Genomic DNA, 14,999 nt, shown 5'->3' on the forward strand with positions numbered 1-14,999 from the left:
TCCACACTTTCAATTTCTGAATTGATCGCAGATGCTCAATTCTGAAATCTCAATCCTGTATTGCTGACCGCTCAGATCTTACTGCCGATAATAAGTATCGGGATCTTTAGGCGGTGGCGTACATTATTGATGGTACTGCCATAGATAAAGTCTTTCAGGCCCTTGTGGCCATGGGCGCCCATAACCAGAAGACTGGCCTGCTGGCTGTTGACAATTTTTGGGATCTCCCGTGATGCAATTCCATAGCCCAGTTCCCATACCACTTTGTATCCTTTTTGCCGGATCTGCCGGGCATACCCGTCTAAATATGCCTTGTCGGTTTTGGATTCCTGGTCCTTTATTTCCCGGTTGTTAAAGCGGGCGGCCACACTTTCTACGACATGGATCAATACGAATTTTGTCTGGAGGTTGCCCTGTTTGAGCGCCTGCGTAATGAGAGCGCTGTCGTTTTTGCCAAAATCAACCGCAATGGCGATGGTCTTATGGGGCCCGGAGCCTTGCGAAAGATCCAACGGAGCCGGCTCCGGATGAACAGGGGAGAAACTGGGGAACAGGCGCTTTTTACGAAAAGGATATAGGATCGTGTAGCCCAGGAGGGTCAGGATCCCACCGCTGGCAAGGATGATCAGCAGCTTCCAGCTCCAGGAGGAGGTGGTTGCGAAATAGCCGGTAATCGCATCTGCCACCATCCGGCCGTTTAGGTAGATCAGCACTGCTGTGATGACCCATGCGAAAAATTTGGTAAGGGGCCTGATGGTAAAAGCGCCCATCGTTTGCCGGTCGCTTACAAAATGGATAAGGGGGATGATGGCAAATCCCAGCTGCATGCTCAGCACCACCTGGCTGAAGATCAGCAGTTGGTCTACCTCGTCTTCTCCATACAGCCCGATAACGAGTATTGCGGGTACAATGGCGATCAGCCGGGTCAGCAAACGCCGCACCAGGGGGTTGATCCGCAGTTTTAAATAGCCTTCCATTATGATCTGGCCGGCCAGTGTGCCGGTTACCGTGCTGCTCTGACCGGCTGCGATAAGCGCAATGGCAAAGAGCTTGGAGGCAAAATCGCTGCCCAGGTGGCTGGGCAGGAGCTCATAGGCCTGGCGGATCTCTGCCACATCGGTCCTGCCCGTTTTGAAGAAAATAGTGGCCGCCAGGATCAGGATGGCTGCGTTCACCAGGAAGGCCATGTTCAGAGCAATGGCACTGTCCCAGAAATTGTATTTTAATGCCTTCCGGATCCCTTCCTCCGTGTTCTTGAATTTGCGGGTCTGTACCAGGGCCGAGTGCAGGTATAGATTGTGTGGCATTACCGTGGCACCGATGATCCCGATGGCGATATACAGGGCAGCATCGTTCTGAAGCCTCGGTACAAAACCGGACGCCATTTCTCCCGGGTTGGGAGAGGCGATGATGATCTGCACCAGGAAGGACATGCCAATAATAAAGATCAGACCGATGACAAAGGCTTCGAGTTTGCGCATACCAAAGCGTTGCAGGAGCATCAGCAAAAAAGTATCCAGCACAGTGATAAGCACGCCGTACATCAGTGGCATGCCGGTCAGCAGCTGCAAGCCGATCGCCATACCCAGCACCTCGGCCAGATCGGTGGCGGCAATGGCTATTTCTGCCAGCAGATAAAGGATAAAGTTAACCCCCCTGGGATAGGTCTCCCGGTTGGCCTGGGCAAGGTCTTTATGCCGCACGATCCCCAGCCGGGCCGAAAGACTCTGCAGCAGCAATGCCATAAGATTGCTCATCAGCAACACCCATAGCAGGCTGCAGCCGAACTGACTGCCCCCCGCCAGGTCCGTAGCCCAGTTCCCGGGGTCCATATAGCCCACGCTTACAAGGTAAGCCGGCCCGAAAAAGGAAAGAATGCGCCGCCACTTGGGCTTATTGGTCTGGGTGGTATCTACGGATTGATGTACCTCGCTCAGCGAGATGTCGGAATGATGCCTATTCATGCTCCTGTACTAATATATTTTGTGATAATTCTTTTGATATCTGGGTGATCTGTTTGCCGCCTGCTTTTATTTCCAGGGACTGGTCATAGGAAAACCGCTTGCGGATCTCCAGGATGGTGCCGATCCGGATATTTTTTTCATTGAGCAGCTCCAGTATATTGGCCGACTGATCGCCGATCTGTACCACTTCAACCGGGGTGTGTAGCGGCACTGCAGATAACAACTTGTTTTGCAGCTTTATGATATGGCCCTGTTCGTCCGGGATCGGGTCTCCGTGCGGGTCAAACCGGGGATAGCCCAAAAAGGCATCCAGCTTGTTGATGAGGCTGGTACTGCCCACGTGTTCCAGCTCTTCGGCAATGTCGTGCACCTCATCCCAGTTGAATCCCAGCTTTTTTGACAGGAAATACTCCCACAGACGGTGCCGCCGGATGATCATCAGCGCGTGCTTCCGGCCATTGTCGGTAAGATTACACCCATAATAGGCTTTATAATGCACTATTTTTTTCTGTTTTAGCTTTTTGAGCATATCCGTAACAGAAGCGGCGGCCGTTCTCAGTTGTTCCGACAGATCGTTGGTGTTTACCGGTTTCCCGTCCTGTTCCAGGCGGTAAATGGCCTTTATATAATTTTCTTCCGTATATGAAAGGTTTAATAACATCTAAATAAAAATTTAGACAAATCTAAAAAAAATAGAACAAGCGGTCAAAATTTATTTTTTTATGCAGATGCTGGGATTTTATTTATTTTGTTGCATAATCCATATGTATGCGTAAACCTTTATACTGGTTCCTGATCGTCGCTGCGATCCTATTTGTGGCCTGTGGCGGAAAGAAGAAAAAGACAATGACCGGGGATGATGTGGTGAATATTGAAGAATTCATGGAGGCATACCCGGCGTTATCGCTTCCTTTTACCTTTAGCGATACGTCCTTTCCTGCAAGGGAAAATGACTCACTCCGCATTGCCCCTGAGGTCCTGCACCAGTTCATACCGGATTCGGTCACACAGAAGGCTTTTGGCGCGACTTCCCGTCCCCGTTATTATCCGGTGGGCGCTGTGGAGGCCGGTGACGGAGAGCGCTACCTGCTGACCAGGGGAATTGATAAAGAGCGGAAGGTGCTGCTGATCACCGCCCACGATAAAAAGAAACAGTTCATCGCGGGGTTTCCGGTGATCAAGCTTACACGGAATACCAATGTGGCGGTGAGGGTGACCATTGACTCCCGGCTGAATATCAGTAAAGACCTCACGCAAACCTTACCCAATGGTATTGAAATAAGCGGGCACGATGTTTTTGTACTGAATAGCGCAGCGAAGAATTTTTCGCTGATCATGACGGACAGTCTGGGAGACGGCTTTACGGAGCTGATCAACCCGATCGATACGCTGGAACGCAAGCAAAAGTATTCGGGCGACTATGGCAACAGCAAAATGAACCTGGTTTCCATCCGCGACGGGCAGCGCGAAGGGCGGATCCATTTTTTTATCCATCTGGAAAAAAATGATAAGGAATGTGTGGGCGAATTAAAAGGGGACGCGGTGTTTACTTCTGCTTCCGTGGCCGAATACCGGCAGGGAGGGGATCCCTGTGTACTGCGTTTTATCTTTGATAAGAACAGTGTTTCCCTGGAGGAAGTGGAGGGCTGCGGTTCCCGCCTTGGCGCATTGCAATGTTCTTTTAATGGCAAATACCCCCGGAAGAAGGAAAAGAAAAAAGCCACCGCAGAGCCGGAGAAAGCGAGATCCAGATCCTGACAGCTCAATATGACCCAAAGAAATACACCGCGTGTATAAGGCTCACAGACTTCACCGACGGGCACAGAGATACAAAGCCTTCGGTGCCCGTCCGTGGCATCCGTGAGGAAATAACCATATCATCTGAAAGGGCTGCGCCATCAGGATACGATTACTTTTGGTATCCATCGCTTTTACGATCAGGAGGCTTTGATCTTATTTAAAATCTTCCGCACTTACGCCTTCATTCAGCTTTATTTCTTTGAGGGTTATGGTGAACTCCTGGGTACCCATCGGCGTTTGAACGGAAGTGACAAATGTCTTCGGAAAAAGAATGCTGCCTTCTTTGATATAGTCAGAAAAAATTACTGACTGCGCTATTTCCTGCCCTTCTGCAGTGACCGTGTTATCTTGCCGGATCAGCAGGCCCGATTTCACATCGTAATATTCCGTTGCTGAATTTCCGGACGGCTTGATTACTTTTATTTTGTAGGTATCCTTGCCTTCTATCTTTTCGGCGCCGGCCAGTTCAAGTTTGTATTTTCCCTTGTTGTATTCCAGCTGAGGAATAATGCCATTCTCATTTACGTCTGCGATCTCGCCGGCGGTCATTGCTTTTTTTTGTCCCATTTGCATACTGTACCCTGCTTTTCCATCAAATACCCGTTTCATTACCGTATTCTCGCCCATGGAGATCTGCATAAGCGAAAGGTTGGGTATCTTGTTTTTCATGACAACGTTCAGGTTCATGCCCTGCATCGTCATGGTCCCTTTGGCGGACACAGCCGTTATTTTACCCCATTCATTTGCTCCTCCTGTTGCTGTAAGATATCGGGCGACCACGTCTTCAGCTTTTACCCCGGCAACGGGTGCCGTTGCAGCTTGGGCTGTTGCGGGAGCTGCAAATTTATCGTATTCTTTTACCGGGTGGCCCAGCTTTAGCAGGCCGTCTTTTATTTCGCCGGCCTTACCGGTTACCACAATACGGGTATTGTCATAATTGAAATATTTTTTTGCTACCCGCAGGATGTCATCAGCGGTTACGGCATTGATCTTTTGCAGGTAGGTACGGTAAAAGTCTTTGGGAAGCCTGTTGGTAAGAATATTGAGCGCATAAGTAGCAATGGTTTCCGGATTTTCCGTACCCAGTGCAAATTTTCCGTTGTAAAGCGCTTTGGCATTCTTCAGTTCTTCGTTCGATACTTTTTCCGTGCGCATGCGTTTGATCTCGTTCAGAAATTCGGTAACAGCGCTATCCGTTACGGCGTTGCGCACGGAGGCACTTTCAGAAAAGGCGGCCTGTGTACGTCCGCTGCCTATACGGGAGTAGGCGCCATACGTGAATCCGTGTTTTTCCCGCAGGTTTTTAAAGAGCCTTGCTTCGGCGCCGCCTCCAAGAATGTTGTTGGCAAGGATGGCCGGAAAATAATCCGGGTTGCTCAGCGGAAGCGAAATTAAATTGGTAACCGTGATCACCGACTGTACGGCATTGGGAACGTCTATCAGGTTGATCTCTGTCTTGCCGGGGTTGCTGACGAGGGCAAGGTCCGGCCAGGAGAGGGAGGTGCCTTTCCAGGAGCCAAACGCTTTTTGAGCAAGGGCTTTGGCTTTTGCCGGGGTAATATCCCCCACAAAGACCAGGTAGCCCCGGGATGGGGTAATGTATTTTTGATAGGCGCTTTTTACGTCCTCAAGCGTGAGGGCATTGACACTCGTTTCTGTTTCAAATTCACCCAGGGGATGGTCTTTCCCATATAACAGGGCATTGGTCACCCTGCCTGCAATGGCCTTGGCATCCTTTTCCTGTGCTTTCAGACCCGTGATGGTCTGGGATTTTAATTTGTCGAAGGATTCCTGCGGAAAGGCCGGCTGCTGTAAGGCTTCGGCGAACAATTCAAATGCTTTGTCGAAATACCGGTTCAGCGCAGAAACGCCTCCGCCTCCGGCGTTGAGGGACACACTGGCGCCCATCTGGTCTACGGCTTCGTCAAACTGGGCTTTGGTTTGCTTTTGAGTTCCTTCATTCAGCATGGCCCCCATCAGTTCTGTTACGCCCGCCTTACTGCCCTCGGTAATAGGACCTGCATCAATGGAGTAGGTTGCGGAGATCTTCGGAACTTTTTTGTTTTCGACGACGAGCACAGTAATGCCGTTAGGCAGGATAAAGGTTGCCGGGTCATTTATTTTAATAACCGGTGCCGGTCCTGCCTTGGGAGCATGGGTCCGGTCTATTTTTTGTGCAGTAACAGGTTGCATCATCAGTGCTGCAGCTGTTATCAGTATATATTTTTTCATTTGTTGTAAGTTGGGTGAATGGTGCATGGCCAATAATAGTATATGTATCGCTCCGGGTACCTGCGGTTATTTTTTGGGTAAATAATAAAGGACCAGTCGCTGATTCTCTCCCAGGTATTTCTTTGCCACCTCCCGGATGTCTTCGCGGGTGATCGATCGTATTTCATCCAGCTCCGTATTTACAGCGTTGGTGTTACCCTGGAACGTATAGGCATCCGCCAGGTTGTTTACCACACCCAGGTTGGTTGTGTTTTGCCCTACGAATGCATCTTCGGCCTGGTTGATCAGCTTCTGGTATTCTTTTTCACTGATCAAATTGGTTTGCAGGTCTTTGATCTCAGAATCAATATCCTGCAGAAGGGTATTCAGGGGCGTAGCGCCGTTTGGCAGGGCAAATACAATATAGCCGCCACCATTCTCAAGCGCCAGATTAAAGGCTTCAATGGTGAGGGCCTCTTTTTTTTCGTCTACCATTTTTTTAAGGAGCCGCGAGCTGCCGCCACCGGATAAAATGGACGAGATCAGGCTGAAGGTTTTTGCTTCTTTTGATTTCAGGGGAACGGAGCGATAACCCACCAGCAAGGCCGGGATCTGGATGTTGGCATCATAGGCGGTATCGATGATCGCCGTTGTCAGCGGCGGGATGGCGCCTTCGGGTTGTGCTACCGGTGTTCCTTTGGGCACTTCGCCAAAATAAGCCTGCACCAGGGATTTTGTTTTGGGGATGTCGATATCACCGGAGATGACCAGGGCGGCATTATTGGGCACATAGTATTTTTTAAAAAAGGCGATGAATTCTTCCAGCTTTGCCTGGTTCAGATCTTCCATGGATCCGATGGGCATCCATTCATAAACCGTATTGCGGAACAACCGTTTTGCTACTGCTGCCAGCAATCCCCCGTAAGGCGTATTTTCATAGCGTGTCCGCCGCTCTTCCTTTACAACTTCGCGCTGAACGTTAACACCCGAGTCGGCAATAATGGGATGCAGCATCCGCTCACTTTCCAGCCACAGGCCAAGCTCCAGCTGATTGGAGGGGAATACCTCATAATAGAACGTGCGGTCAAATGAAGTATTGGCATTATTCTGTCCGCCATTTGCAGACACATATTTCATGAACTCGCCGCGTTTGATGTTGGGTGAGCCTTCAAATAAAAGATGCTCGAAGAAATGGGCAAAACCGGTGCGGCCTTTTACTTCATTTTTTGATCCTACATGATACATCACAGAAACGGCTACAACGGGCGCGGATTTATCCTGGTGGAGGATCACATGAAGCCCGTTGCTCAGCTTGTATTCGGTGAATTCCACTTTCTGTGCCCTGACCGCAACGGAGGAGATCATGAACCCCGCCGCCATACAGGCAGTAATCAACCTTTTTTTCATTTGTGTATTTTTTTTAAATGGAAATCGATTAGCATGCTAAACAGTTACTGTCTTAATGGACAATTTTCCGGCCCGAAGATATTATATTTTCTTCATTAACTGCGAAACATGCGCCGTTCGGCAAAGGGGATCCCGGAGGAACTGGGAATTGATCAACCGTTTGCCCCGCGATCCTTTGCATGCAGGAAATCACTGTGCCGTCAAGGGAACCCCCGCGTCCCTGCGGGAAATAAATAGCCGATACCCGAAGGCATCAGGCGTTACAAAAACAGGTATTAACGCTGCGACCGCCCTTAGCGTTGTTGCGGGAAATCTTAATGCCGTTACGTGCCTCTTTGCTCCTGCTATTTAAATCAGCCGCGAAATCGTCAATATCGCGTTTGCTTAAATTCGGCTTCCATTTTTTTCATTTCGGTATCAGAAAGATCCTGCTGTGCAACGACGATGCGGTAGGTGAATTTTTTTGACTGGTGTGGCTGAAGCGTAAGGTTTAGAGCGTCCTTACCCTTGCTGAATACGGACCGGCCCAGGGGGTTGAGGGCAAAGAGCCCATAGCCGCGCGCATGCCAGTAGGTGGGGTAACCGGTATTGGAAGGATGATCGAACATACCGATGGATATGGGCGCACCGTCTTTTTTTCCCTTCAGCATGGCCCAGGTACCCTGGCTGCTCCATACTGCATCGCCTTTGAGCCCGTTGGAGGCATAGTACATGCCTGTAGGTACATTGGCGCCGGAGGCTTTTACTTTTGTTACGTTTCCCTGGTTATCTGTAAATGACCGGGGTTCGGCGGAGGGCATTTCCAGCTCCTTGGCAAGCCGGATGGCAAAGAATCCATCTTTTACGTCCTTAAATACCATGGGTTTGTCCAGCGCTGTCAGTGTCGTAGACCGCGTTATATAAAACCGGTTGTCCTTTACTTCAAAAAAATACGTGGTGGATTCGTTCAGGAAGGGTTCGCCGGAATGGTTGACCCAGGTTGCCGTGGTTTGCAATTGCGCCTGGTTTTTTGATGCGGTCTGTTTCAGGATCTTCTTGTGCAGAATGGTCCCGTAATGATCCTTTTTGGCAGCAGGAATGGCCGAGGAGTTGTTCCAGAAATCAATGCCGTTTACCGATTCATAGTTCATCCAGATGCCCACGTGGTGCGGATGGTCGGTGCTTTCGCCGGGTATGGTCTTTACCGGGAACCCGCGGGTAACGGTAATGCCATCGAGGGTATTGACGGGGTAGAGGAATGGTTTGGCAATGGAGTCTGTATAACAGTAGGCCGTAAGCAGGTGCCCGTTATAGGTGACATCTACCTGTTTCTGATCCGGGCGTGCGACCAGGGCAAAGCCTTTTTCAGAAGATTGCGCGGTGGCGGCGAGGGTATATAGCAGGAACAGGGCCAGAAAATTACTTTTCATATCATTTGTTTTGAAAGATCGTTAAGAAGATCAAAGATAAGAAAGGCCGGCAACGGGATGAAAAAGAAAAACCGCCGTCCGCAGGACATATAAGAATGCAGACAGCAGTTTTTAAGATGAACGGTCCGGATCAGAAACGGTAGCTTACGCTGAACCGTATATTGCGCGGTGGTTCGGTCTGATAATAGTAGGCCGGTTTTAACGAGGCTTGACTCCAGTCGCCATAGATCGAAGGCATTTCGTAGTACGAGCCGGTATAGAGGTAGCTGTCAAGGATATTAAAGACATTCAGCGTGAAGCGGTATCGGTCCCGTGTATAGAACAACCCGCCGTCCAGTTTTAAATAATCGGGCAATTGCTGTCCTTCAATGGACCACCCGGTGTAGCGGCCAATAAGAGACGTGACTCCTCCGGAAAGGCCCAGGCCCTGTAATGCCCCCGTTTGCAACTCATAGGAGAACCAGGCGTTGGATGTATGCCTGGCGTAGCCGGGTACGATCTGACCTACGGTATATAGGCCGGCTGCGCCGGGAGCTACTTTCGTAATAAGGCCTTCTGTAAAGGCATAGTTGGCCATAGCGGTAAATCCCGGAAGGATCGTGCCCCTTATGTCCAGCTCAACACCCCTGGCTACTTTTTCTCCCAGCACAATGCTGGTAGGCGCGCCGGGGTCGGATTGGGGGTCGGCTGTCAATTCATTTTGTTTTAGTATGCGGTAAACGGAAAGCGTGGTCATCCAGCGGTTGTGGAACCAGTTCTTTTTGATGCCCAGTTCCATATTATTGCCGGTGACCGGTTTTAGTTTTCCTCCGTTGGTAAGTACACCGGTCTGCGGAATAAAAGCCTGGTCGTATAAACCGTACACAGAAAGGGTCTGATCGATCGAATAACTCAGACCCGCTCTTGGGGTGAAATGCCTGGCTTTTGAAAAATCTGTACCGGTGCCATAGATCTGGCTTACATCAGTGTAACGGCCGGCAAGGGTAAGTCTTAAACGCTCGCGGAAAAAGGCCAGTTCGTCTTGTACATAAATGCTGGAATACCGCTGGGTCTGGATCCCGCCTGCGGCAATTGCCCGCTCTTCCAGCGGCTTGCTCCGGTCAAAGACCGGGTAGCCGTTGTCTGGAACGCCATAGCCGGGATTTTCCGGATCAAACAGGGCGCCCAGGGTATCGAGGTCGTGCGACTGCCCCCAGTCGGCATAGTATTTTTTGTCGGCGGCATCCACGCCTGCTAAAATCCGGTGCCGGACGGTACCGGTGCGGAACTCTCCGTTTAAGAATACCTGGCCCAATGCCATATTGCTTTTTGCATCCCAGAGACCGATGTTCCGGATCAGGTGACCGGTAACAGAGTCCATAAGAGAGGGCCAGGAGCTCATGCCGGCCTGGTTGTACCGGAAGTAGGAGCCTTGTGCCGTCAGCTTCCAGTTGGGGTTAAAAGCATGCTCGAAAGTAAGGTAACCGCTCTGGTCGTTGATCCTGGTAGGAGGCAGGCCGGGATTGGTAAAAGTCAGGTTCCGGGGGTAAGTGCCATAGCCGGATCTGGAAAATATATAATACGAGCCTACCTCGGTCATCTTTGCGAACTGGCCGTTGTACTCCAGCGTTACTTTGGTCTTTTCATCCAGCTGGTAGGAGATTACCGGGGCAATAATGTAGCGGTTGTTGTATTCAAAATTGCGGTGGGAGCCTCTGTTCTGCGCCGCTATGTTTAAACGGTATAATAATTTTTTGTCTTTGCTCAGGCTTCCGTCCAGGTCCAGGCCGGCCCGGTACAGATCAAAGCTTCCCAGGGTAAGATTGACTTCGCCTTTTGTGATCCCCGTCGGTTTTTTGGTAACGATGTTGTACAAACCACTTGGGTCGCCGTTGGCCAGCATGAACCCGGCTGGTCCTTTTACAAATTCCACCCGGTCCACAAAGCTCATATCTTCTGTTAACGGCCCCCAGTATGAAGCCACTACATTAAAGCCGTTCCGGAATGCCTGTATCTGGGAGCCCCTGGCAGTAATATTCGCATACAGATCGCCCCAGTGCTCTACTCTTGTAGCGCCGCTTACATTCCGCACCAGTCCGTCGCTCATACTGATCACCTGTTGTTGCGCCAGAGCTGCCTGATCTACTACCTGTATGTTCTGCGGCGTTTCCAGCAGTGATGTTTTCAGACGCAGGCTTACGGATGCATGTTCGGTGCTTTTGCGCGCGTTGACAAATACCGCGTCCAGTTCCCGGGCCGTTTCCTTAATGACGAAATGCTCGGTGAGCATTGCTCCCTTAGCGATCACAATGGCCCGTTCCTGGGGAGCAGCTTCTGCGGCGGATACGGACAGGGTCCAGTTCCCGGGCTTTATATTCTTTATTTCATAATAGCCCTCTTCATTACTCAGGGATGTTTGTTGTGTACCCCGTATAGCAACGGTGATATACGGCGCAGGTTTACCGTCAGATGTGGTAATGACGCCGCTGATCTTTCCGGACTGCGCCATAAGAAAAGAGGTGATCAAAAAGGAACAAAGGAGTAGGAGGGTATGCTTTTGCTTCATTATAGATTTATTTTAGACGGCGCAAATCTATTTTTTGAAGCAGGAAAACGTTTACGGGATCAGGAAAAGAAGTTACGGGATCAGGAAAAAATCAGCAGTTGATGGTGCAAAAGAGGCGGTTGGTAATGAACCGGTGTCAAAAGGGTCTTTATAAACTTATCGTCCGGTCGGTGAAACACTGACCGCGACGCAGGCCATGGCCGGTGAGACTTTTTTCTTTTCGGGGTTTCCGGAGGGGACCTGGGAAAAATGAAAAAACCGTATCAGATCCTGATACGGTTTCTATTGATAGATGCTATCTGTTTTGTTTAATGATGCTCCGGCTGTACTTTAACAGCAGCGTTGCTCTTTCCTTTTCTGGAGAGGCCTCCTCTAAGGTCTACCAGTACCGGTGCTGCTACAAAGATAGAAGAGTAAACCCCGGTAACCACACCGATCAGCATGGCGAAGGCAAACCCTCTTACAGCCTCGCCTCCGAAAATGAACAGGATCAGCACGGTAATGAACACGGTGAGGGAGGTCATAATGGTACGGCTCAGGGTATCATTGATCGCTTTATTCACCAGCGTTTTCTGATCCAGGTTCGGATACAGTCTTCCATCTTCCCGGATCCGGTCAAATACCACCACCGTATCGTTCATGGAGAAACCGATCACCGTCAGGATCGCCGCAATAAAATGCTGATCAATTTCCAGCGGGAAAGGCACCCATTCTCTTGCATAGGAGAACACGATCAACGTTACCAGAGCATCGTGCAGCAGCGAGAAGATCGTACCCAAAGAGTACCTCCAGTCGCGGAACCGCAGGAAGATGTACACGAAGATGGCCAGTATTGCCAGCACGGTTGCTGTAACAGCACCTCTCTTCAGATCATCAGAGATGGTGGGCAATACCTTTTTGGTACCTATTTTATATTGTGTATCGAACTGCTCAAAGCTGGTTCCCGGTGGTAGATGATTTTTTAATCCGTCATACAGCTTATGGGCTACGACGGAGTCGGCCCTGGTCGTATTCGGATCAGTGATGAGGTAGGAAGTGGTGATGTCCAGTGCGCTGGCGTCGCCTACGGTCTTGATGAACGGATTTTCGTCATTAAAGGCAACCTTCACATCATCCCGTATTTTTTCTACGTCTACTTTTTTACCAAAGTCTACCCGGAAGGATCGTCCACCATTGAATTCCACACCATAGTCGAAGCCGTGGAAAATGGTACCGATCGATAACAGCAGGATCACTACGGAGATGCCGTAAGCGATTTTCCTGAACTCAATAAATTTAAAAGCACTGTGCTTGAAGATACTGCGGCTCAGACCGGTAAAGTATTTCAGGTGGCGGTTCTTGTTGGTGAACCAATCAGTTACCCAGCGGCTTACCAGGATCCCGCAGAACAGGGAAAGCAGCAGACCGAGGATCTGTGTGGTTGCAAAACCTTTCACCGGTCCTAACCCGAAGTAATACAGGATAAAGGCCGTGATCAATGTGGTTACGTGACCATCCAGCACCGGTGCCAGGGACCGGTTATAACCGTCATTGATGGCCGATATATAACTCTTACCCTTGGTCAGCTCTTCCTTGATCCGTTCATAAATGATTACATTACTGTCTACCGCCATACCAATGGTCAGCACCAGACCGGCAATACCGGGTGCGGTGAGGGTAGCGCCCAGACCGGCCAGTACGCCTACAGTGAACAGCAGGTTCAGGATCAATGCAATATTGGCCACCCATCCGCTGGTATTGTAGTAGATCAGCATCAATATGAAGATCACAATAAAGGAGATGGTAAAGGACATCAGTCCGCCTTTGATCGCTGCTTCACCCAGGGTAGGTCCTACGGTTTCATCCGATACGATCTTGGCCGGTGCCGGCAGTTTACCGATCTTGAGGATGTTGGCCAGATCCTTAGCTTCTTCTGCGCTGAAGCTGCCGGAGATGCTGGAACGGCCGCCTTCGATAACATCGTTTACAACAGGAGCGGAATACACCTGGTTGTCTACTACAATGGCGATATGTTTACCTTTATTGGCGCGGGTCATATCGGCCCATACGCGGCTTCCGATCGCATCCATTTCAAGGGATACATTGGTTTTACCGGTCTGATCATAGTCGGCGCCGGCATTGGTTACGTGTTCCCCTTCCAGTTTGGCTTTATCACGTCCGTTGGTTTTGATGGCATAAAGGGCCACCATATTGCTTTTCTTGTTGCCGATCTTATCCGGCATACCATACATCCAGGCAATTTCGGAAGGGAACTGGGACCGGATGGCTGGTGCCGTAAGCATGGCTCTTACATCCGCAGTATCTTTAATATTCACCTGTCCGATGATGCCCATATCCGACAATGAACCCCGCTCATCTACCGGGGGGATCAGTGTGCCCCAGATATGCTTTTTCAGTTCCTGCTGCTGGCTTGCAGCGGCGTCTCCTGTTTTAGCAGCGTTCTTATCCGCATTGGCTAATTGTGACAGCTGATCCTGTAATTTTTTTGCCGTATCTGTTCCTGCTGTTTTTGCAGAGTCCGTTTGGGCAACCGCGCCGGCAGCTACACTTGCAGAATCGGCTTTAACCGTGCTGTCTTTTGCAGATTTGCCGGAATTCTGGGCGAAGTAGATCTCATCCGCCTTCTGAAGATTGCCCCACAGTTCAGAAATGTTATACACTTCCCAGAACTGCAGGTTGGCGGAGGCCTGTAAGTTTTTACGTACCCGCTCTTTATCCTGAACACCCGGCAATTCTACAGAAATGATCTGTTTGCTGGGATCCGGGTTGATGCTGGGTTGGGCCACCCCGAATTTATCGATACGGGTAGTGATCAGCCGGGCTGTATTGTCAAAAGCCGCTTTGGCCTGCTCCTGGAGGAACCGGGTTACCTTGGCATCGTTATCGGTTACTTTTAAGCTTTCGCGGTTTGCGGTAGCAAAAAGGGAGGCAAGGGGCGTATTGGGGCTTAATTTTTTAAACTCTTCTACAAACAGGGTAATGAAATTGGCATCACTGTTCCCTTTGCGTTTATCAGCATTTGCAAGCGCTTTTAAAAAGTTGGGGTCTTTTGAATCGTTGGCAAGGGTCTGCAGCAATCCGTTCATTTCCACTTCCATGGTAACGTTCATCCCGCCCTGGAGATCCAGGCCAAGGTTGAGCTCTTCTTCTTTCGCTTTCTGGTAGCTGATGGCACCGGTGATTCCGTAAGTGATGGTTTCGTCTTTCGTACTGTCTTTTAAACGGGTCAGGCGATCGTTGTAGAGCTGGTTCAGCTTTTCCTGGTACACCTCCTGCGAGTCTTTATTGGAGGGGAATTTCTGGGCAGCAGTCTGGTAGTTCGCATTTACATAATTGTGCGCAATCGTTTCCAATTTCTTTTCGTGGTTGCGGACAAACCATGTAAATGACAGCTGGTAGAGTGAGTAGATAATGAGTAAGATTGTAAAAAATCTAACCAGTCCTTTAAGTTGCATACGTTTTTGTTATTTAATCTTTGGTTCCTCTTTTGAATTTAAAGGCAGCAAAGATAAGGGTTATAGCGATATAGTGGATTTGGTTTTATACACGGGTTTTCTACTGTATAAATTTCTGTTTATACCCGCTTTTTATAGAATATTTCGATTTTTTCGGATTTGAAGTTCGAAGCTGTCTTTGTAACCCCTAAATTTGCCTGAATTTGTT

The 14,999-nt window shown here is 49.7% G+C and carries 8 protein-coding genes; 1 reads left to right on the forward strand and 7 read right to left on the reverse strand.

The window, feature by feature from the left end:
* Window positions 1-71: 71 nt before the first annotated feature.
* Both B160_RS0108195 and B160_RS0108200 read right to left on the reverse strand, forming a co-directional pair.
* The gene (locus tag B160_RS0108195) at window positions 72-1,964 is read right to left on the reverse strand and encodes an Nramp family divalent metal transporter (protein ID WP_018627415.1); all 1,893 of its coding nucleotides are present in this window, start codon (window positions 1,962-1,964) and stop codon (window positions 72-74) included.
* Complete coding sequence (locus B160_RS0108200) at window positions 1,957-2,625, reverse strand: metal-dependent transcriptional regulator (protein ID WP_018627416.1); 669 nt, start codon at window positions 2,623-2,625, stop codon at window positions 1,957-1,959. The genes B160_RS0108195 and B160_RS0108200 overlap by 8 nt, the downstream gene beginning before the upstream one ends.
* Window positions 2,626-2,732: 107 nt before the next feature.
* Here B160_RS0108200 and B160_RS0108205 point away from each other — a divergent pair, with 107 nt between their 5' ends.
* Complete coding sequence (locus B160_RS0108205; protein ID WP_018627417.1) at window positions 2,733-3,722, forward strand: hypothetical protein; 990 nt, start codon at window positions 2,733-2,735, stop codon at window positions 3,720-3,722.
* A gap of 195 nt (window positions 3,723-3,917) precedes the next feature.
* Here B160_RS0108205 and B160_RS0108210 read toward each other — a convergent pair whose 3' ends face one another.
* The 5 genes from B160_RS0108210 to secDF form a co-directional block, all read right to left on the reverse strand.
* Entirely contained in the window at window positions 3,918-5,996 is a 2,079-nt protein-coding gene (locus B160_RS0108210) for an insulinase family protein (protein WP_018627418.1), read from the reverse strand.
* Window positions 5,997-6,062: 66 nt separating this feature from the next.
* Window positions 6,063-7,382: a M16 family metallopeptidase gene (locus B160_RS0108215; protein ID WP_018627419.1), complete on the reverse strand. Its 1,320-nt coding sequence runs from the start codon at window positions 7,380-7,382 to the stop codon at window positions 6,063-6,065.
* Window positions 7,383-7,750: 368 nt separating this feature from the next.
* Window positions 7,751-8,791, reverse strand: a complete 1,041-nt coding sequence (locus tag B160_RS0108220; RefSeq protein ID WP_018627420.1) for a DUF6807 domain-containing protein — start codon at window positions 8,789-8,791, stop codon at window positions 7,751-7,753.
* A gap of 130 nt (window positions 8,792-8,921) precedes the next feature.
* Window positions 8,922-11,336 carry a TonB-dependent receptor gene (locus B160_RS0108225; protein ID WP_018627421.1) on the reverse strand — a complete coding sequence of 805 codons (2,415 nt, stop codon included), beginning with the start codon at window positions 11,334-11,336 and terminating at the stop codon, window positions 8,922-8,924.
* A gap of 308 nt (window positions 11,337-11,644) precedes the next feature.
* Window positions 11,645-14,791, reverse strand: coding sequence for a protein translocase subunit SecDF (secDF, locus tag B160_RS0108235; RefSeq protein ID WP_018627423.1), 3,147 nt, complete (start codon window positions 14,789-14,791; stop codon window positions 11,645-11,647).
* Window positions 14,792-14,999 lie beyond the last annotated feature (208 nt).

The organism is Niabella aurantiaca DSM 17617 (assembly GCF_000374125.1).
GTDB lineage: Bacteria > Bacteroidota > Bacteroidia > Chitinophagales > Chitinophagaceae > Niabella > Niabella aurantiaca.